This is a genomic window from Streptomyces mayonensis (genome assembly GCF_018982965.1).
GTDB lineage: Bacteria > Actinomycetota > Actinomycetes > Streptomycetales > Streptomycetaceae > Streptomyces > Streptomyces mayonensis.
The window spans coordinates 26,926-47,070 of record NZ_JACBYP010000021.1 but is presented as its reverse complement, the minus strand read 5'-3'; the positions used below and the strand labels follow the sequence as shown (position 1 = coordinate 47,070).

At 70.2% G+C, this 20,145-nt stretch carries 17 protein-coding genes and 1 riboswitch; of the genes, 9 read left to right on the top strand and 8 right to left on the bottom strand.

Annotated features, from left to right (window positions below; all coding sequences use genetic code 11):
• The first annotated feature begins 68 nt into the window (after positions 1-68).
• The 3 genes from def (at position 69) to HZS56_RS10920 (ending at position 3,439) form a co-directional block, all read left to right on the top strand.
• Positions 69-719 (top strand): peptide deformylase, encoded by a 651-nt coding sequence (def, locus tag HZS56_RS10930; protein ID WP_216720541.1) that lies wholly within the window; start codon positions 69-71, stop codon positions 717-719.
• 261 nt (positions 720-980) lie between these two features.
• The gene (gene cyc1 / locus HZS56_RS10925) at positions 981-2,066 is read left to right on the top strand and encodes an epi-isozizaene synthase (protein ID WP_216720540.1); all 1,086 of its coding nucleotides are present in this window, start codon (positions 981-983) and stop codon (positions 2,064-2,066) included.
• Entirely contained in the window at positions 2,063-3,439 is a 1,377-nt protein-coding gene (locus HZS56_RS10920) for a bifunctional albaflavenone monooxygenase/terpene synthase (RefSeq protein WP_216720539.1), read from the top strand. The genes cyc1 and HZS56_RS10920 overlap by 4 nt, the downstream gene beginning before the upstream one ends.
• Positions 3,440-3,460: 21 nt before the next feature.
• Here the strand turns inward: HZS56_RS10920 and HZS56_RS10915 are convergent, their stop codons facing one another.
• Entirely contained in the window at positions 3,461-4,429 is a 969-nt protein-coding gene (locus tag HZS56_RS10915) for a helix-turn-helix domain-containing protein (protein WP_216720538.1), read from the bottom strand.
• A gap of 92 nt (positions 4,430-4,521) precedes the next feature.
• On the opposite strand from HZS56_RS10915, the gene HZS56_RS10910 reads away from it, so the two are divergent.
• Positions 4,522-4,794, top strand: a complete 273-nt coding sequence (locus HZS56_RS10910; RefSeq protein WP_216720537.1) for a hypothetical protein — start codon at positions 4,522-4,524, stop codon at positions 4,792-4,794.
• Here HZS56_RS10910 and HZS56_RS10905 read toward each other — a convergent pair.
• The 6 genes from HZS56_RS10905 to HZS56_RS10880 form a co-directional block, all read right to left on the bottom strand.
• Positions 4,707-5,765: a ribonucleotide-diphosphate reductase subunit beta gene (locus HZS56_RS10905; RefSeq protein WP_216720536.1), complete on the bottom strand. Its 1,059-nt coding sequence runs from the start codon at positions 5,763-5,765 to the stop codon at positions 4,707-4,709. The two genes, HZS56_RS10910 and HZS56_RS10905, sit on opposite strands and share 88 nt — an antisense overlap.
• Positions 5,765-8,170 carry a ribonucleoside-diphosphate reductase subunit alpha gene (locus HZS56_RS10900; protein ID WP_216720535.1) on the bottom strand — a complete coding sequence of 802 codons (2,406 nt, stop codon included), beginning with the start codon at positions 8,168-8,170 and terminating at the stop codon, positions 5,765-5,767. Before HZS56_RS10900 ends, HZS56_RS10905 begins: the two co-directional genes overlap by 1 nt.
• Before the next feature lie 125 nt (positions 8,171-8,295).
• Positions 8,296-8,439: riboswitch (cobalamin riboswitch) on the bottom strand.
• Positions 8,440-8,493: 54 nt separating this feature from the next.
• Positions 8,494-9,045 carry a GNAT family N-acetyltransferase gene (locus tag HZS56_RS10895; RefSeq protein WP_216720534.1) on the bottom strand — a complete coding sequence of 184 codons (552 nt, stop codon included), beginning with the start codon at positions 9,043-9,045 and terminating at the stop codon, positions 8,494-8,496.
• A 73-nt stretch (positions 9,046-9,118) separates the two neighbouring features.
• Positions 9,119-10,729 carry a monocarboxylate uptake permease MctP gene (gene mctP / locus HZS56_RS10890; RefSeq protein ID WP_216720533.1) on the bottom strand — a complete coding sequence of 537 codons (1,611 nt, stop codon included), beginning with the start codon at positions 10,727-10,729 and terminating at the stop codon, positions 9,119-9,121.
• Positions 10,726-11,013 (bottom strand): DUF3311 domain-containing protein, encoded by a 288-nt coding sequence (locus HZS56_RS10885; protein WP_216720532.1) that lies wholly within the window; start codon positions 11,011-11,013, stop codon positions 10,726-10,728. Before HZS56_RS10885 ends, mctP begins: the two co-directional genes overlap by 4 nt.
• A 135-nt stretch (positions 11,014-11,148) precedes the next feature.
• Positions 11,149-11,913, bottom strand: coding sequence for a GntR family transcriptional regulator (locus HZS56_RS10880; protein ID WP_216720531.1), 765 nt, complete (start codon positions 11,911-11,913; stop codon positions 11,149-11,151).
• 501 nt (positions 11,914-12,414) lie between these two features.
• Between HZS56_RS10880 and HZS56_RS10875 the strand changes: the two genes are divergently transcribed.
• The 4 genes from HZS56_RS10875 to HZS56_RS10860 all read left to right on the top strand — a co-directional run bounded on the left by HZS56_RS10875 (position 12,415) and on the right by HZS56_RS10860 (position 17,116).
• The gene (locus HZS56_RS10875) at positions 12,415-13,689 is read left to right on the top strand and encodes an extracellular solute-binding protein (RefSeq protein WP_216720530.1); all 1,275 of its coding nucleotides are present in this window, start codon (positions 12,415-12,417) and stop codon (positions 13,687-13,689) included.
• 100 nt (positions 13,690-13,789) lie between these two features.
• Positions 13,790-14,776, top strand: coding sequence for a carbohydrate ABC transporter permease (locus HZS56_RS10870; RefSeq protein WP_216720529.1), 987 nt, complete (start codon positions 13,790-13,792; stop codon positions 14,774-14,776).
• Positions 14,773-15,603 carry a carbohydrate ABC transporter permease gene (locus tag HZS56_RS10865; RefSeq protein ID WP_216720528.1) on the top strand — a complete coding sequence of 277 codons (831 nt, stop codon included), beginning with the start codon at positions 14,773-14,775 and terminating at the stop codon, positions 15,601-15,603. Before HZS56_RS10870 ends, HZS56_RS10865 begins: the two co-directional genes overlap by 4 nt.
• A gap of 7 nt (positions 15,604-15,610) precedes the next feature.
• Positions 15,611-17,116, top strand: a complete 1,506-nt coding sequence (locus tag HZS56_RS10860; protein ID WP_216720527.1) for a glycoside hydrolase family 3 protein — start codon at positions 15,611-15,613, stop codon at positions 17,114-17,116.
• A gap of 77 nt (positions 17,117-17,193) precedes the next feature.
• Here the strand turns inward: HZS56_RS10860 and nagB are convergent, their stop codons facing one another.
• On the bottom strand, positions 17,194-17,979 hold the full coding sequence (gene nagB, locus HZS56_RS10855; RefSeq protein ID WP_216720526.1) for a glucosamine-6-phosphate deaminase: 786 nt from the start codon (positions 17,977-17,979) through the stop codon (positions 17,194-17,196).
• Between the two features lie 643 nt (positions 17,980-18,622).
• Between nagB and HZS56_RS10850 the strand changes: the two genes are divergently transcribed.
• Positions 18,623-20,104, top strand: coding sequence for a sensor histidine kinase (locus HZS56_RS10850; protein WP_216720525.1), 1,482 nt, complete (start codon positions 18,623-18,625; stop codon positions 20,102-20,104).
• Positions 20,105-20,145 lie beyond the last annotated feature (41 nt).

Genomic DNA, 20,145 nt, shown 5'->3' with positions numbered 1-20,145 from the left:
GCGGCGACCGTGCGGCAGCAGTCGTCATGAGCACCACCCCAGCAGTTCGAGGAAGGCGTACGTCGGTCATGGCCCAGCAGGACACCGATCAGCAGCACACGGGCGTGCTCCCCGTGGACGACGAGGGCTTCGTCGTCGACACCGGGGAGTGCGAGCAGCGCGAGGCCGACTGGCGCGGGCGCGGCACCTCGCGCCCCATCACGGTGGTGGGCAACCCGGTCCTGCACAAGGAGTGCGAGGACGTCACCGACTTCGGCGAGGAGTTCCAGCAGCTGGTCGCGGACATGTTCGCCAGCCAGCGCACCGCCGAGGGCGTGGGGCTGGCCGCCAACCAGATCGGCGTCGCCCAGAAGGTCTTCGTCTACGACTGCCCCGACGACGAGGGCGTCCGCCACGTCGGAGTCGTCTGCAACCCCAGGCTCGTCGAACTCCCCGCCGACCGGCGCCGCCTGGACGACAGCAACGAGGGCTGCCTGTCCGTGCCGACCGCCTACGCGTCGCTCGCCCGCCCCGACTACGCCGAGGTGACCGGGCAGGACGAGAAGGGCAACCCGGTCAGGGTCCGCGGCACCGGGTACTTCGCACGGTGTTTGCAGCACGAGACGGACCATCTGTACGGGTACCTCTACATCGACCGGCTCTCCAAGCGCGAACGCAAGGACGCGCTGCGGCAGATGGCCGAGAACGAGCCCCGCTACCCCGTCGTCGCCAACGACTGACACCGCCCCACCCGCCTCCCCTCTCCCTTGCGCACGGCGCCCGTTCGGGTCTCACTCCCGAGCGGGCGCCGTTCGTCTGCCGAGAGCCAGCACACAACAGGAGAATTCCGGCATCAAGTCGTATCGAGGGGTAGTGAAGGGAGCAAATCCGTTCCCAGAACGGTCAGTTGTGGTGCTGAATGGGAAGTGCGGGGATACGCAACGGCGCACGCCCCGCTCAGCGAGAGGAGTGCGCCACCGGCGGCTGAGAGGGGTTTGTTCGTGCACGCTTTCCCACACGGCACCACAGCGACACCGACCGCGACCGCAGTACCGCCGTCGCTTCGTCTTCCGGTGATCGAGGCGGCATTTCCGCGGCAACTGCACCCGTATTGGCCGAGGCTCCAGGAGAACACCCGGACCTGGCTGCTCGAAAAGCGGCTCATGTCCGCGGACAAGGTCGAGGAATATGCCGACGGACTGTGCTACACGGACCTCATGGCGGGGTACTACCTGGGCGCCCCCGACGAGGTCATGCAGGCGATAGCGGACTACAGCGCGTGGTTCTTCGTCTGGGACGACCGGCACGACCGGGACATCGTCCACGGCCGTCCCGCCGCCTGGCGGCGGCTGCGCGGCCAACTGCACACAGCACTCGACGCACCCGGGGACCACCTGCACCACGAGGACACGCTGGTGGCCGGATTCGCCGACAGCGTACGGAGGCTGTACGGCTTCCTGCCGGCCACCTGGAACGCCCGCTTCGCCCGGCACTTCCACGCGGTGATCGAGGCGTACGACCGGGAATTCGGCAACCGCACCCGCCAGGTCGTGCCCGGCGTCGAGGAGTATCTCGAACTGCGCCGGCTCACTTTCGCCCACTGGATCTGGACCGATCTGCTGGAGCCGAGCGCCGGCTGCGAACTGCCGGACGCGGTCCGCAAACACCCGGCATATCGCCGGGCTGCACTGCTGAGTCAGGAATTCGCCGCCTGGTACAACGACCTCTGCTCGCTGCCCAAGGAAATAGCGGGGGACGAGGTCCACAATCTCGGAATCAGTCTCATCACGCACCACTCGCTCACGCTGGAAGAAGCGATCGGAGAAGTCAGGCGACGCGTCGAGGAATGCATCACGGAATTCCTCGCCGTGGAGCAGGACGCCCTGCGGTTCGCCGACGGACTCGCCGACGGAACCGTACGCGGAAAGGAACTGAGCTGCGCCGTACGGGCCAACGTCGGCAATATGCGGAACTGGTTCAGTTCCGTCTACTGGTTCCACCACGAGTCCGGCCGCTACATGGTCGACAGCTGGGACGACCGGTCCACGCCCCCGTACGTCAACAACGAATCGGCAGGTGAGAAATGACCGTCGAGTCCGTCCACCCCGAAACCGGCCCGCAGCAGGCGCCCGACCTGCCCGAGCCGCCGCTCGCGGGCGGTGGCGTGCCGCTGCTCGGCCACGGCTGGCGGCTGGCCCGCGACCCCCTGGCGTACATGGCCGGCCTGCGCGACCACGGCGACGTCGTCCGTATCAAGCTCGGCCCGAAGACCGTCTACGCGGTCACGAACCCGGAGCTGACCGGCGCCCTCGCCCTGAGCCCCGACTACCACATAGCCGGCCCGCTGTGGGAGTCGCTGGAGGGCCTGCTCGGCAAGGAGGGCGTCGCCACCGCCAACGGCCCGCTCCACCGCCGCCAGCGGCGCACCATCCAGCCGGCCTTCCGGCTCGACGCCATCCCCGCCTACGGGCCGATCATGGAGGAGGAGGCGCACGCCCTCACCGAGCGCTGGCAGCCGGGCACCACGATCGACGCGACCTCCGAGTCCTTCCGGGTCGCCGTGCGCGTCGCGGCCCGCTGCCTGCTGCGCGGGCAGTACATGGACGAGCGGGCCGAGCGGCTGTGCGTCGCCCTCGCCACCGTCTTCCGGGGCATGTACCGGCGCATGGTGGTCCCGCTCGGACCGCTGTACCGGCTGCCCCTGCCGGCCAACCGCGCGTTCAACAACGCGTTGGCCGATCTGCATCTGCTGGTCGACGAGATCATCGCCGAACGCCGGGCATCCGGTCAGAAGCCCGACGATTTGCTCACGGCATTGCTGGAGGCGAAGGACGACAATGGCGACCCGATCGGGGAACAGGAGATCCACGACCAGGTGGTCGCGATACTCACCCCGGGCAGTGAAACCATCGCCTCCACGATCATGTGGTTGCTGCAGGCACTTGCCGACCACCCGGAACATGCCGACCGCATACGCGACGAAGTCCGAGCGGTCACCGGCGGGCGCCCCGTGGCATTCGAGGACGTCCGCAGCCTGAAGCACACCGGCAATGTCATCGTCGAGGCCATGCGTTTGCGTCCGGCCGTATGGGTATTGACCCGGCGGGCGGTGACCGAGACCGAACTCGGTGGCTATCGCATTCCGGCCGGAGCCGACATCATCTACAGTCCGTACGCAATCCAACGCGATCCGAAGTCGTACGACGACAACCTGGAGTTCGACCCCGACCGGTGGCTTCCGGAACGCGCGACGAATGTGCCGAAATACGCCATGAGGCCGTTCAGCGTGGGCAATCGCAAGTGCCCCAGCGATCACTTCTCGATGGCGCAGCTGACCCTGATCACGGCCGCCCTCGCCACCAAGTACCGCTTCGAGCAGGTGGCGGGTTCCAACGACGCGGTCCGGGTCGGCATCACCCTGCGCCCGCACGACCTGCTGGTCAGGCCCGTGGCGCGGTGACGGGCCCGGCGGCCCCGCGGCTCAGGCGGCGGCCTCCGGACCCCGGAACGCGCGCCGGTAGGCGTGCGGGGTGGTGTCCAGGGCCCGCACGAACTGGTGCCGCAGGGCCGCCGCCGTGCCGAAACCGGTGCGCCGGGCGATGGTGTCCATCGTCTCGTCCGTCGCCTCGAGGAGCCGCTGGGCCAGCAGTACGCGCTGGCGCAGGAGCCAGCGGTAGGGGGTCGTCCCCGTCTCCTGCTGGAAGCGGCGGGCGAAGGTGCGCGGGGACATGTGCGCCCGGGCCGCGAGCTGTTCGACGGTGACCTCCTCGTCGAGGTGCTGGTCCATCCAGGCCAGCACCTCGCCGACCGTGTCGCAGGAGGAGCGCGGCAGCGGCCGTTCGATGTACTGCGCCTGCCCGCCGTCCCGGTGCGGCGGCACCACCATGCGCCGGGCGATCCGGTTGGCGACCTCCGGCCCCTGCTCCTTGCGCACGATGTGCAGACAGGCGTCGATGCCGGAGGCGGTTCCCGCGGACGTGATCACCGGGTCCTCGTCGACGTAGAGCACGTCCGGCGAGACCCGGGCCCGCGGGTACTGCCGGCTCAGCTCGGCCGCGTGGTGCCAGTGCACCGCGCACCGCCGCCCGTCCAGCAGACCGGCGGCGCCCAGCACGAAGACCCCGGAGCACACGCTCAGCACCCGGGTGCCCCGCTCCGTCGCCGTGCGCAGGGCTTCGAGCAGCTCGGGCGGGTACTCGCGCCGGGCGAAGTCGTTGCCGGCCGGCACGGCGATGAGGTCGGCCTCGTCCAGCCGCTCGAGTCCGTAGGGCGTGGAGACGGACAGCCCGCCGACATGGGTGCCGAGCGCGGGGCCCTCCGCGGAGACGACCGCGAAGTCGTACCCGGGAAGGCCCTCGTCACTCCGGTCGATGCCGAAGACCTCGCAGATCACGCCCAGTTCAAAGGGATGCACCCCGTCCAGCAGGACGGCGGCCACGTTCTGCAGCATGCTGCCAGTGTGGACCGGATGTGGCAGGAAGTCGAGGTCCTGCGGCAGTCCTGCCACTCCCGGTAAGGCGTCTCCGGAGCGACAGTGGTGTCATGACCGGAAACCAGATCGAAGCCCTTGTCGGAATGCTCGTGACCTTCGGACTCCTCGTCCTCATGGTCCTCCCCTCGCTGGGCGGCATCGTGCGCGACCGGCGCATCGACCGTCAGCTCAGGGAGGCCCAGGAGGGCCGGCAGAACCGGGGCCGGGCCGAGGAGACCCGGCGGACGCCGCGGCCTCAGAAGTCCTCGTCCAGGTCGACGGTGCCCTCCACCGCCACCTGGTACGCCGAGGGACGCCGCTCGAAGAAGTTGGTCAGCTCCTGAACGCCCTGCAGCTCCATGAAGGAGAAGGGGTTCTCGGAGCCGTACACCGGGGCGAAGCCGAGCCGGGTCAGACGCTGGTCGGCCACGCACTCCAGGTACTGCCGCATCGAGTCGGTGTTCATGCCCGGGAGGCCGTCGCCGCACAGGTCGCGCGCGAACTGCAGCTCGGCCTCGACGGCCTCCCGCAGCATGTCGGTGACCTGCTTCTCCAGCGCGTCGTCGAACAGCTCCGGCTCCTCCTTGCGCACGGTGTCGACGACGTCGAACGCGAAGGACATGTGCATCGTCTCGTCCCGGAAGACCCAGTTGGTGCCGGTGGCCAGGCCGTGCAGCAGGCCCCGGCTGCGGAACCAGTAGACGTAGGCGAAGGCGCCGTAGAAGAACAGGCCCTCGATGCACGCCGCGAAGCAGATCAGATTGAGCAGGAAGCGGCGGCGGTCGGCCTGCGTCTCCAGCCGGTCGATCGACTCCACCGAGTCCATCCACTTGAAGCAGAATTCTGCCTTCTCCCGGATGGACGGGATGTTCTCCACGGCCGCGAAGGCGGCGGCGCGGTCGTCCGGGTCGGGCAGGTAGGTGTCCAGGAGCGTCAGGTAGAACTGGACGTGGACGGCCTCCTCGAAGAGCTGGCGGGACAGGTACAGCCGCGCCTCGGGGGAGTTGATGTGCTTGTAGAGCGTCAGCACCAGGTTGTTGGCGACGATCGAGTCGCCCGTCGCGAAGAAGGCCACCAGCCGGCCGATCAGGTGCTGCTCCTCCGGGCTGAGCTTCGCGAGGTCGGCGACGTCCGAGTGGAGGTCGACCTCTTCGACGTGCCAGGTGTTCTTGATGGCGTCCCGGTAGCGCTCGTAGAAGTCCGGGTAGCGCATGGGGCGCAGGGTCAGCTCGAAACCCGGGTCGAGCAGGTTCTTCGTGGTGGGGTTCGCGGTGGCGGCGGGGGACTCGGGGTTCGTGGGGGTCTCGGTGGTCATTACTGGCAGGCCTCGCAGGACTCGGGGTTTTCCAGGGAGCAGGCGACCGCTTCGGGATCCGGGGCGGCCTGCACGGGGACGGTGTCGGTCCGGGCCGCGGCACGGGCGATCCGGGTCGCCGGGCGCGAACGCAGGTAGTACGTGGTCTTCAGGCCCTGCTTCCAGGCGTACGCGTACATCGAGGAGAGCTTCCCGATGGTCGGCGTCTCCAGGAACAGGTTCAGCGACTGGGCCTGGTCGAGGTACGGGGTGCGGGCGGCGGCCATGTCGATGAGGCCGCGCTGCGGGATCTCCCAGGCGGTGCGGTACAGCGCGCGCACGTCCTCGGGGATCCAGGAGAAGCCCTGCACCGAGCCGTTGGCCTCGCGCAGCGCCTCACGGGTGCGCGCGTCCCACACGCCGAGCCGCTTGAGGTCGTCTACCAGGTAGGAGTTGACCTGGAGGAACTCGCCCGACAGCGTCTCGCGCTTGAACAGGTTGGACACCTGCGGCTCGATGCATTCGTAGGCGCCCGCGATGGAGGCGATGGTCGCGGTCGGCGCGATGGCCAGGAGCAGGGAGTTGCGCAGCCCGGTGGCGGCCATGCGCTCGCGCAGCGCGGCCCAGCGCTCCGGCCAGGTGTGCGTCACACCGTAGTGGTCCGGGTGCAGTACGCCGTCGGCCGTACGGGTCCTCGCCCAGGCCGGTGCGGGACCGCTGCGCTCGGCGAGGCCGGCGGAGGTCTCGTACGCGGCGAGCATGATCCGCTCGGCGATCCGGGTGGACAGGGCCCTGGCCTCGGCGGAGTCGAAGGGCAGCCGGAGCTGGAAGAAGACGTCCTGCAGCCCCATCGCACCGAGGCCGACCGGGCGCCAGCGGGCGTTGGAGCGGCCCGCCTGCTCGGTGGGGTAGAAGTTGATGTCGACGACCCGGTCCAGGAAGGTCACGGCGGTGCGGACGGCCGCGTCCAGCCGCTCCCAGTCCATGCCGCCGCCCGCCTCGTCGACGAACGCTCCGAGGTTGACCGAGCCCAGGTTGCAGACCGCGGTCTCCCCGTCGTCGGTGACCTCGAGGATCTCCGTGCAGAGGTTGGAGGAGTGCACGACGTGGCCGGGGAGGGCCGTCTGGTTGGCCGTGCGGTTGGCGGTGTCCTTGAAGGTCATCCAGCCGTTGCCGGTCTGTGCGAGGGTGCGCATCATACGGCCGTACAGCTCGCGCGCGGGCAGCGTCCGGCGGGCGAGCCCGGCCTCTTCGGCCTTGCGGTAGGCGGCGTCGAACTCCGCACCCCACAGGTCGGTCAGCTCGGGCACGTCGGCGGGCGAGAACAGCGACCAGGTCCCGTCGGCGTCCACCCGGCGCATGAACTCGTCCGGAACCCAGTGCGCCAGGTTCAGGTTGTGGGTGCGGCGGGCGTCCTCGCCGGTGTTGTCCCGCAGTTCCAGGAACTCCTCGACGTCCGCGTGCCAGGTCTCCAGGTAGACCGCCGCCGCGCCCTTGCGCCGGCCGCCCTGGTTCACCGCCGCAACCGAGGCGTCCAGCGTCTTGAGGAACGGGACGATGCCGTTGGAGTGCCCGTTGGTGCCGCGGATCAGCGAACCCCGGGCGCGGACACGGGAGTAGGCGATGCCGATGCCCCCGGCGTGCTTGGACAGGCGGGCGACCTGGTGGAGGCGGTCGTAGAGCGAGTCCAGCTCGTCCTTCGGGGAGTCCAGGAGGTAGCAGGACGACATCTGGGCGTGCCGGGTGCCGGAGTTGAACAGGGTGGGGGAGGAGGGGAGGTAGTCGAGCCGGCTCATCAGGCCGTACAGCGCGGCGACCTCGTCCAAGGAGCGGGCGCTGTCGTCCTCGGCGAGCCCGGAGGCCACGCGGAGCAGGAAGTGCTGGGGCGTCTCGACGACCTTGCGGGTGACCGGGTGCCGCAGGAGGTAGCGGCTGTGCAGCGTGCGCAGCCCGAAGTAGCCGAAGCGGTCGTCGGCGGCCGGGTCGACGAGGGCGTCCAGCCGGTCCGTGTGCAGCCGCACGAACGCGGCGGTGCGGTCGGCGATCAGGCCCTCGCGGTGACCGGTGGCGACCGACCCGCTGAACGAGGTGACGCCCTGGGAGGCGGCCTCGGCGCGGATGGCGAGGGTCAGCAGACGGGCGGCCAGCCGGGAGTAGACCGGGTCCTCGGAGATCAGTCCGGCGGCCGCCTCCGTGGCCAGCTCGCGCAGCTCGGCCTCGTCCGCGCGGGCGGAGCGGCCGCGCAGCGCGGCGGCGGCCACCCGGCCGGGGTCGGCGTCCGCGAGGTCCGCGGTCAGCGCGGTCAGGGTCCGCAGCAGGGCGGCACCGGGCCCGTCGGGGGCCTCGGGCACGGGGGCGGCTGTCACCGGGGTGGTGTCGGCCGTCACCGGGGTCGCTGAAGCCGGGTCGGCTGGCGCGATGGTCACGTGGGGGCACTCCCTCGCTCGGCACGGGGCCCGGCGGAGGGCAGGAGGCAGCTCACGAACGCACGCGGCGTCGCGCCCACCGGCCCATTCCACGAGGCCCGGACGTCAAGGCACCCGGACCGGGACGGCCGGGCGCACTGTCGGCAGGTCCTCGGACTGGACATGCGTGCGGGGACGTACGCGGACGTACGGAAACACGCAGGTACACCGTTGCGGGACAGTTCCGGATTCGCACCGGATTCCCCTGCGGCGACAGCGAGCACGAGCATACATCTTGTGCCGGGGCGCGCCAGCACCCCCAGATGTTGTGTCCCGACGGGTCGTCAGGGTGCCGCGTCCGGCCGGGGCGGGAGCCCAGGTCCGTGGCCCGGGAACGTCAGTCCGTAGGTGAGGAGCGAGATGCCGTCCAGCTCCGGCAGCGGGTTCCAGTCGCGGTCGGGCGTGCGGACGAAGCCCAGGCGCTCGTAGAGGCGGTGCGCGGTGCGCATGGTGCGCTGGGTCGAGAGCACGACACCCGCGCAGCCCGGCACGGACCGGGCGCGGTCCGTACAGGCCCGTACGAGGGCCTCGCCGACGCCGCGTCCGCGTGCCTCGGGGGCGACGGCCAGCATGCGTATCTCGGCCTCGCCGGACCGGGCGATGTCCGCCATCGGGCCGCCGGACGGCACGAAGGTCACGCCGCCGAGCACGTGGTCGTCGACGGCGGCGACCAGCACCTCGGCGGCAACCGCCCGCCCGCCCACGTCGCGCAGCTCGTCGAGGTACGCGTCGCTCTCCCCGAAGTCGAGGAAGCCGTCGCGCAGGTAGGCCTGCGCGGTGAGCTCGCCGAGGGCCGCGAACTCCTCGGTGCCCGCCCGCCGTATCACGAAGTCCATGACGCCGAGTGTGCCCGACGGGTACGACAACGGGCCGCCGGATTTCTCCGACGGCCCGCTGAACAGGGCTGCTCTAGTGCGAGCTGCCCGCCGTGGCCGGTGGCAGTTCCACCTGGACGCCCGGATCGCCGGCGTCCGCCGTGTAGTCGGCCGGCTTCGTCTCGTCGACGCCGTCGGGCGCCTTGACCGCCCGCAGGACGAAGGTCAGGACGACGGTGACCAGGACGTTCAGCACGAAGGCGGTCAGACCGATGTAGCCGATCTCCCCGATGCCCGGGATCTCGTCCGAGGAGCCGCCGAAGTGCTTCTGCGTCGGCGAGGCGACACCGTAGGCCGCGACCGTGCCGTAGACCATGCCGACCGCCCAGCCGCCGAGCAGCGCCCAGCGGTGGAACCAGCGGGTGAACAGGCCGCCGACCAGCGCCGGGAAGGTCTGCAGGATCCAGATGCCGCCCAGCAGCTGGAAGTTGATCGCGACCGTCTTGTCCATGCCGAGGACGAAGATCAGCGCGCCCACCTTCACGAGGAGCGACACCAGCTTGGAGACCTTCGTCTCCTGCGCCGGGGTGGCGTCCGGCTTGATGAAGTCCTTGTAGATGTTGCGGGTGAAGAGGTTCGCGGCCGCGATCGACATGATCGCCGCCGGGACCAGGGCGCCGATGCCGATCGCCGCGAAGGCCACGCCGGCGAACCAGTCCGGGAACATGTTCTCGAACAGCTGCGGGATCGCCAGCTGGCCGTTGTCCACCTTGACCCCGGCCGCGATCGCCATGAAGCCGAGCAGCGCCAGCAGGCCCAGCATCAGCGAGTACAGCGGCAGGATCGTGGTGTTGCGGCGGATCACCTCACGGCTGCGCGAGGACAGCGTCGCGGTGATCGAGTGCGGGTACATGAACAGCGCCAGCGCGGAGCCGAGCGCCAGCGTCGCGTACGTCCACTGGCCCCCGTGGTCCGGGGTCAGCGCGCCGCTGCCCGCCGAGGTGAACTTGTCGTTCGCCGCGGCGAAGATGTCGTCGAAGCCGCCGAGCTTGATCGGGATGTAGATGATCGCCACGGCGATCACGATGTAGATCAGCGTGTCCTTCACGAACGCGATCAGCGCGGGCGCGCGCAGCCCCGACGAGTAGGTGTACGCCGCGAGCACACCGAAGGCGATCAGCAGCGGCAGGTCCTTGACGAACCAGTTGGTGTCCTCGCCGCCGCCGACGCCCATCACGTCCAGGACGGCCTGGATGCCGACCAGCTGGAGCGCGATGTACGGCATGGTCGCCAGGATGCCGGTGACGGCCACCGCCAGCGACAGGCCCTTGGAGCCGAACCGGCCCCGCACGAAGTCCGAGGTCGTCACGTACCCGTGCTTGTGCGAGACCGACCACAGGCGCGGCAGGAAGGTGAAGATCAGCGGGTAGACCAGGATCGTGTACGGCACCGCGAAGAAGCCGGACGCGCCCGCCGCGTAGATCGCCGCCGGGACGGCCACGAACGTGTAAGCCGTGTACAGGTCGCCGCCCAGCAGGAACCAGGTGACCCAGGTGCCGAACGAGCGGCCGCCCAGACCCCACTCGTCGAGGCTGTGCTCGTTCTCGGCCCGGCGCCAGCGGGCGGCGAGGAAGCCCATGGCGGTGACGAGGACGAAGAAGAAGATGAAGACGCCGAGCGCGACGCCGTTCACACCGTCGTTCATCGCGGCTCACCGCCCTTCGCGGCCGCGGGGGCGGCGGCACGTCCGCGCTGGTCGCGCTGCCACAGCTTGTACGCGGTCACGGTGAGCGCGCTGGACACCGGCACCCACGCCATCTGGTACCAGTAGAAGAACGGGATGCCGATGAAGGTCGGTTCGATCCTGGAGAACGAACCCACCCACAGCATGGCGACGAACGGTGCGACGAGGCAGATCCCGATGACGACGCGCACCGGCGTCACCACCGGCCCTCTGCTCGCCTCCGGCTCTTCCGGCTCTCTGGGCATGGGCGGCTCCGTCCCCTCGCTGATCACCTGGTGCAGTGCGCAGGAAATGTAGGTGACGGTGTCAAGACGGCGGAAGACCTCGTCCGCATATCGGTCCCCAACCGCAATCTGGCGACGCCCGGGGACTCGCTTGGTCTAGTCCTGAGGCCGCTTCAGCCGGGCCACGAACTTGTAGCGGTCGCCGCGGTACACCGAGCGGACCCACTCCACCGGCTGGCCGGTCTCGTCCCGCGAGTGCCGGGAGAGCATCAGCATGGGCAGCCCCACGTCGGTGCCGAGCAGGCCCGCCTCGCGTGGGGTGGCCAGGGAGGTCTCGATGGTCTCCTCGGCCTCGGCGAGATGGACGTCGTACACCTCGGCGAGCGCGGTGTAGAGGGACGTGTACTTCACCAGGGACCTGCGCAGCGCCGGGAAGCGCTTCGCGCTGAGGTGCGTGGTCTCGATGGCCATCGGCTCCCCGTTGGCCATGCGCAGCCGCTCGATGCGCAGCACCCGTCCGCCGCCCGTGATGTCCAGCAGTCCGGCGAGCCGGTCGTCCGCGGTGATGTAGCCGATGTCCAGCAGCTGCGAGGTGGGTTCGAGGCCCTGGGCCCGCATGTCCTCGGTGTAGGAGGTGAGTTGCAGCGCCTGCGACACCTTGGGCTTGGCGACGAAGGTGCCCTTGCCCTGGATGCGCTCCAGGCGGCCCTCGACGACCAGTTCCTGCAGTGCCTGGCGCACCGTCGTGCGCGAGGTGTCGAACTCGGCGGCGAGCGTGCGCTCCGGCGGGACCGGCGTGCCCGGCGTCTGAGTCCGGGTCATGTCGAGCAGATGCTTCTTCAGACGGTAGTACTTGGGCACGCGCGCGGTACGGACGGTCGCCCCACCCTCGTTCTCCGCACTGCTGACGTCGGTGCTCATGCTCTGCCTTCCCGGCTCCGGGCGCCGAAGCGACCGCTATCCCTGTCGGCCACGGCTCACATCGTGGCACGGCCCCGTGCCGGGAAGTCCCCGCACGCTCCGTGATCCCTTCTGTATACCTCCGGGACCACCCTTGGTCTAGTCCACAGCCGCGTCGGGCGGGGTGCCGCGGAGGCTGTCTGACGGGTTGTGGGGCGGTGCGGCGGGTACGGCTGGTACGTGTGCCCGAAACCGTACCGGTGCGTCGTCCGCCGGGCGGTGGTACACCCGGTCCGAGTGTGCCCGATCTGTGGCTTGCGCAATGAAAGGTCCCTGCATATCTCGGTCGCATCACGGACGGCGGGACTGGGTTTGAACACCCTTGACAGCCCTAATGGTCTGGGCCAAGCTCCCCGTACTGGTCTACACCATTGGTCCAGGTCCCGGCCCCATGGGCGGTCCGCGCCGACGAGCAACCGCGGGGAGGCAGGGGGGTGGTGTGGCATCCCTGAGGAGGGTGGCGTGAAGCGCAAGCTGATAGCCGCGATCGGTATCGCGGGCATGATGGTCTCGATCGCAGCATGCGGCGGCGACAGCGACGACGGCAAGAAGTCCGGGGCGGACGGTTACGCCGGCGAGACGCTCACCGTCTGGGTGATGGACGGCTCCTCGCCGGACGACTGGCAGGCGGCCGTCGCCAAGGAGTTCGAGACCAAGACCAAGGCCAAGGTCAAGTTCGAGGTCCAGCAGTGGAACGGCATCCAGCAGAAGCTGACCACCGCCCTGTCCGAGGAGAACCCGCCGGACGTCTTCGAGATCGGCAACACCCAGACGCCGGCCTACGCCAAGACCGGCGGCCTCGCCGAACTGGCCGACCTGAAGAGCTCGATCGGCGCGGACTGGACCGAGTCCATCAACGAGTCCTCCGTGTTCGACGGCAAGCAGTACGCGGCCCCGTGGTTCGTCGCCAACCGTGTGGTCGTCTACAACAAGAAGATCTGGGCGGACGCGGGGATCAAGGAACTCCCCAAGACCCGCGACGAGTTCTACGACGCCCTCAAGACCGTCGGTGAGAAGACCGACGCCGAGCCGATCTACCTGCCGGGCCAGAACTGGTACCACTTCGTCGGCCTCGCGATCGGCGAGGGCGCCGAACTGGTCAAGAAGGACGGAGACAAGTACATCTCCAACCTCGACGACCCGAAGATCGCCGCCGCGACGGAGACCTACAAGAAGTTCCAGGCCCTCTCCCAGGCGCCCAAGGACAAGGACGAGGCCACTCCGCAGCAGGGCGAGGTCTTCGCCAAGGGCAAGACCGGCGCGTTCATCGGCATGGGCTGGGAGACCGGCATCGCCATCGAGGCCAACCCGGCCATCGAGAAGGACATCGGCTACTTCACCATCCCCGGCCCGAGCGCCGACAAGCCCGAGGGCGTCTTCCTCGGCGGCTCCAACCTCGCCGTCGCCGCGGGCAGCGAGAAGCAGGAACTCGCCAAGGAGTTCCTGAAGATCGCCCTGTCCGACCAGAACGAGGGCGCGCTGGCCAAGGCCAACGGCGTCATCCCCAACAAGGACGCGCTGCAGACCAACCTCAAGGGCAACGCCGCCGCCGAGGCCGCCGCGCCGGCCGTCGCGGGCGGTGGCACCACGCCGCTGATCCCGGAGTGGGCCGCCGTCGAGAACGCGCCCAACCCGATCAAGACCTACCTGACCGCCGTGCTCAAGGGGAAGTCCCCGGCCGACGCGGCCAAGCAGGTCGAGGACGAGTTCAACAAGCGCCTGGCGCAGGAGCAGTAACACCGGGTCGGCCGGGGCGGGACAGCCGGATTCTGACGGCTCCCGCCCCGGCCACCGCACGCGGGTCGACGTACACAGGTCGAGAAGAGAGATCGCGAGCATGACCGTGCAGACCGAACGGCCGCCCTCAGGCCCGGCCGACGTCCGAGGGACGGACGGCGGCGGCACCGGCGGGCCGAGGAAGAGAGCCGCCTCCCGTGCCGGCGAGCTCGCCCCGTACCTGTTGCTGCTGCCCGCCTGCGCCGCCACCGTGCTGCTGCTCGGCTGGCCGCTGCTGAAGGACATCCTGCTGTCCTTCCAGAACCTCAACATGGGGCAGCTGATCCGGCACGTCACCGAGTGGAACGGCGTCGACAACTACAAGGAGACCCTCGGCAGCGAGGACTTCTGGCGGGTCACCCTCCGCTCGATCCTGTTCACGGCGGTCAACGTCGTCCTGATCATGCTCCTGGGCACGCTGGTCGGCCTGCTGCTCGCCCGCCTCGGCAAGCGGATGCGCTTCACCCTGCTGTTCGGCCTGGTACTGGCCTGGGCCATGCCGATCGTCGCCGCCACCACCGTCTACAAGTGGCTGTTCGCCCAGCGCTTCGGCGTCGTCAACTGGGTCCTGGACAAACTCGGCTGGCACTCCATGGCCGACTACAGCTGGACCAGCAGCCAGATGTCGACGTTCTTCGTCGTCACCCTGCTCATCGTGTGGATGTCGATCCCGTTCGTCGCCATCAACCTCTACGCGGCGACCACCACCATCCCCAAGGAGCTCTACGAGGCCGCGTCCCTCGACGGCGCCGGTGCCTGGCGCAGCTTCACCACGGTCACCATGCCCTTCCTGCGGCCCTTCCTCTACGCCACGACCTTCCTGGAGATCATCTGGGTCTTCAAGGCGTTCGTGCAGGTCTACCTCATCAACGAGGGCGGCCCGGACCGGCTCACCGAGATCCTGCCCGTCTACGCCTACGTCGAGGGCGTCGGGAACCAGCACTACGGCATGGGTGCGGCCATCGCCGCCCTGACCATCCTGCTCCTGATCGGCCTGACCGCGTACTACCTGAGGATCGTGCTCAAGCAAGAGGAGGACGAGCTGTGAAGCGCTCGCTCTTCGGCCGCCTGTGGCCCAACGTCACGGCCGTCGTCCTGTTCATCGGCTTCGTCTTCCCCGTGTACTGGATGTTCGCCACGGCTCTCAAGCCGACCGGCGACATCCTCTCGGAGGACCCGGTCTGGATCCCGACCGACATCACCTTCGAGCACTTCACGACCGCGACCGACGTCGACCACTTCTGGACGTACGTCACCAACTCGCTGACCGTCACCGTCCTCGCCGTGGTCTTCTCCCTGATCATCGCGCTGGCCGGGTCCTTCGCGCTGGCGCGGATGCGGTTCAAGGGGCGGCGCGGCTTCATCATCGGCTTCATGCTGGCCCAGATGGCGCCCTGGGAAGTCATGATCATCGCGATGTACATGATCGTGCGGGACGCGTCGATGCTGAACAGCCTGGTGCCGCTGACGCTCTTCTACATGATGATGATCCTCCCCTTCACCATCCTGACGCTGCGCGGCTTCGTCGCCGCCGTGCCGAAGGAGCTGGAGGAGTCGGCGATGGTCGACGGCTGCACCCGCGCCGAGGCGTTCCGCCGTGTCATCCTGCCGCTGCTCGCGCCGGGCCTGATGTCCACCTCGCTGTTCGGGTTCATCACCGCCTGGAACGAGTTCGCCCTGGTCCTGGTCCTCAACAAGGACGCCGAGGCCCAGACGCTGCCGCTGTGGCTGTCCAGCTTCCAGACCCAGTTCGGCGACGACTGGGGCGCCACCATGGCCGCCTCGTCCCTCTTCGCCATCCCGATCCTCGTTCTCTTCGTCTTCCTGCAGCGCAAGGCCGTCAGCGGCCTGACCGCCGGCGCAGTGAAGGGATGACGCACCCATGACGACCCTGACCAGGGCCCCCGACACCCTCACGCGCGACGCGCTCACCGTCCTCCAGCCCGGCTTCGCCGGCACCACCGCCCCCGACTGGCTGCTGCGCCGCCTCGGCGAGGGCCTGGCGTCCGTCGCCCTGTTCGGCCGCAACGTCACCTCGCCCGAGCAGGTCGCCGCCCTCACCGCACAGCTGCGCGCCGAGCGCGAGGACGTGCTGGTCGCCATCGACGAGGAGGGCGGCGACGTCACCCGGCTCGAGGTGCGCACCGGCTCCTCCTTCCCCGGCAACCACGCGCTCGGCGCCGTGGACGACGTGGGCCTCACCCGGGAGGTCGCCGCCGCGCTGGGCCGTCGGCTCGCGGACAGCGGCGTCAACTTCAACTGGGCGCCGTCCGCCGACGTCAACTCCAACCCGGACAACCCGGTCATCGGCGTACGCGCCTTCGGGTCCGACACCGACCTGGTCGCCCGGCACACCGCCGCCTATGTCACCGGCATGCAGTCGGCCGGCGTGGCCACCTGCACCAAGCACTTCCCGGGCCACGGCGACACCGGCGTCGACTCCCACCACGCCGTGCCGCTCATCGACGTGGACGCCGGGGTGCTCGCCGAACGCGACCTCGTCCCGTTCCGCGCGGCCGTCGCCGCAGGCAGCCGCGCGGTGATGAGCGCCCACATCCTGGTCCCCGCCCTGGACCCGGACCGCCCGGCGACGCTCTCCCGCCGCATCCTGACCGAGCTGCTCCGCGGCGAACTGGGCTACGACGGCCTCATCGTCACCGACGGCATCGAGATGCGGGCGATCTCCGGCACGTACGGCATCGAACGCGGCACCGCGCTGGCCGTCGCGGCCGGTGCCGACGCGATCTGCGTGGGCGGCGGCCTGTCCGACGAGGACACCGTGCGGCGGCTGAGCGACGCCCTGGTCGAGGCCGTCCGCTCCGGCGAGCTGCCCGAGGAGCGGCTGGCCGACGCGGCGGAACGCGTCCGGTCCCTGTCCGCCTGGACGGCCGCGAACCGGCCGGACCCGTCGGGCACGGGTGCCGGGGACACCCCCGACGGCGACGTGGGACTGCGCGCCGCCCGCCGCGCCCTGCGCGTCACCGCCGCCGACGGCTTCGCCCCGCTCACCACGGCGCCCTACGTGGCCGCCTTCACCCCCGTCGCCAACATCGCGGTCGGCGACGAGACGCCCTGGGGCGTCGCCGCGGAACTGCGCCGGCTGCTGCCGGGCACCGAGACCGGCAGCTTCAACGGTCCCGACGCCGGCCGCGAGGCGCTGACGGCGGCGGGCGGGCGCCGCGTCGTCGCCGTGGTCCGCGACGAGCACCGCCACCCGTGGATGGCGGCGGCCCTGGACACCCTGCTCGCGGCCCGCCCCGACACGGTCGTCGTCGAGATGGGCGTCCCCCGCGCCGCACCCCGCGGCGCCCTCCACCTCGCCACCCACGGAGCGGCCCGCGTCTGCGGCCGCGCGGCGGCGGAGGCGGTCGTGGGCACGGGGCACTGACGCCTCCTGCCACCGGAACGGCACAGGCGCCGGTCCCCGTCACGGGGGCCGGCGCCTGCGCGGGCGTGCGGGGCGGGTCAGATGCCCTGCCAGTCCGGCTTGTGGGCGTAGGTGTGCCGGAAGTAGTCGGCGAGCTTCAGCTTGGCGGCCGCCGCGTCGTCGACGACGACCGTGGCGTGCGGGTGCAGTTGCAGCGCCGAGGCCGGGCACACGGCCGCGACCGGCCCCTCCACGCTCGCGGCCACCGCGTCCGCCTTGCCCTCCCCGGTGGCGAGCAGCACCACGTGCCGGGCCTCCAGGATGGTGCCGATGCCCTGTGTGATCACGTGGTGCGGCACCTGCTCGATGTCGCCGTCGAAGAAACGCGCGTTGTCGACGCGGGTCTGCTCCGTGAGGGTCTTGATCCGGGTCCGCGAGGCGAGCGAGGAGCAGGGCTCGTTGAAGCCGATGTGCCCGTCGGTGCCGATGCCGAGGAGCTGCAGGTCGACCCCGCCCGCCGCGCCCAGCGCCGCGTCGTAGGCCTCGCACGCCGCCTGGACGTCCTCGGCCGTGCCGTCGGGGCCCATGAAGGCGTCCATGCCGATGCCCAGCGGTTCGAGCACCTCGCGGCGCAGCACCGAGCGGTAGGACTCCGGGTGCTCCGCGGGCAGCCCCACGTACTCGTCGAGCTGGGCGATCCGCGCCCGCGCGGTGTCCACGGCACCCGAGCGCGCCTTGGCCGCCAGTGCCTCGTACACGGGCAGCGGCGTCGAGCCGGTGGCCACCCCCAGCAGGGCGTCGGGCTTGCGCCGGAGCAGCTGTGCCATGGCCCCGGCTATGAGTTCGCCGCCCGCCTTGGCATCGGGAACGATGACAACTTCCACGCTGGCCTGCCGTTTCGAAGAGAGGACTCACCCGGGGTCCGGGACTGGCTATGTGGTGACTGTGTGGTTTAGACCAATCTAACAGAGCGGGGTCCTCGCGGTCGCGGGAACGGCGGACGGCCGCGGGTGACGGGTGGACGGGCGCGGGGTGCTGGGTGGACGGCCGCGGGTGACGGGTGGACGGCTCCCGGTGTCACCGGGAAAGGTGACGGCCCGCGTCCGGCCCGCCCCCTCGCGGGTCGACGGCGATAGGCTCGACAAAACTACGGTCCACCGCATGGACACGCTTAGTGGTCTAGTCCAGAATGGGCGCCAGGACACCGACCGTGTCGCTCGCGCGAGGTGACCGCAGGCTTCCGCCCTCCCCGCACAGGAGGGCGGACCGAGGAACCGGGGCTCTCTGCCCTGACTGCTCCGGCTCCTCGTCCTTCGGCCGACGGGACCGCACACCCCACGGCCGATGTTGCTCCGGGCTGCGGTGCCGGGAGGGTTGAGGGTCCCTCCCAGGCGCCGCGGCCCGCGGGTGTTCTCCGGGGCCCGTTCGAAGCGGGTCCGGGCCGTGCCAGGGCGTTGTCGGAGCGGGGGAGCGGTGGCGAGTGGCTCGTTTCGATCGCTGTCCGTACCGCCAGGTACGCTCAGCCCCGTGCCCTCCATGAACGAACTCGTACGCCAGCACACCGCGCTCGACGACTCCGATCTCGAGTGGCTCCACCTGCTGGTCTCGGAGTGGCAGCTTCTCTCCGACCTCTCCTTCGCCGACCTGGTCCTGTGGGTCCCCACGCGGGACGGCACGCGGTACGTCTCCGTCGCCCAGATGCGCCCCAACACCGGCCCCACCTCGTACCAGGACGACATGGTCGGCCACCTGGTCCCGCGCGGCCGGCGCCCCATGCTCGACGCCGCCCTGGACGAGGGCCGCATCGTGCGCGAGGGCGACCCCGAGTGGCGCGAGGAGGTCCCGGTCCGCGTCGAGTCCATCCCCGTACGCCGCCAGGGACGCGTCCTGGGCGTCATCGCCCGCAACACCAACCTGCTCACCGTGCGCACGCCGAGCCGCCTGGAGCTGACGTACCTGCAGAGCGCCTCGGACCTCGCACAGATGATCGCGGCCGGCGCCTTCCCGTTCGAGAACCAGCAGCTCGACATGGACGCCTCGCCCCGCGTCGGCGACGGCCTGATCCGGGTCGACGGGGACGGCATCGTGCAGTACGCCTCCCCGAACGCACTGTCGGCCTACCACCGCATGGGCCTGGCCGCCGACCTGGTCGGCCACCACCTCGGCCGGACCACCGCCGAACTCGCCCCCTCCCGCGGCCCGGTGGACGAGGCGCTCGCCAAGGTGGCCAGCGGCTGGGCGCCGCGCGAGTTCGAGATCGAGGCGCACGACGGGGTGATCCAGTTCCGCGCCATCCCCCTCAAGCCCAAGGGCACGCGCATCGGTTCGCTGGTGCTCCTGCGGGACGTGACGGAACTGCGCCGCCGCGAACGCGAGTTGATCACCAAGGACGCCACCATCCGGGAGATCCACCACCGGGTGAAGAACAACCTGCAGACGGTCGCGGCCCTGCTGCGCCTCCAGGCCCGGCGCATCGAGTCCGCGCGGGGCCGCGAGGCGCTGGAGGAGGCCGTGCGCCGGGTCGGTTCGATCGCGATCGTGCACGAGACGCTCTCCCAGAACCTGGACGAGCGCGTGGAGTTCGACGAGATCGCCGACCGCGTACTGGCGATGGTGGCGGAGATCTCCCCGGGCAAGGTCACCGGCCGGCGCGCCGGCCGCTTCGGCATCCTCGACGCCGAGGTCGCCACCCCGCTGTCCATGGTGCTGACCGAGGTGCTGCAGAACGCCCTGGAGCACGGCTTCCGCGACGGCGACACCGGCACGGTCGAAGTCTCCGCGGTCCGCGGCGGCACGACGAAGGAGGCCCGGCTGCTGGTCACCGTCCAGGACGACGGCGTCGGCCTGCCCGAGGACTTCGACCCGCACCGTTCCGGGAACCTGGGACTGCAGATCGTACGCACCCTGGTGGAGGGCGAGTTGGGTGGCACCTTCGACATGGTGCCGGTGCCGGCTCCCGACCGCGGCACTCGCGTGATCCTGGACATCCCGGTTCCCACGGAGAAGTAGCCGGAGGAGTGGCTGGAGGAGCAGCCGGAGAAGTAGCCGGA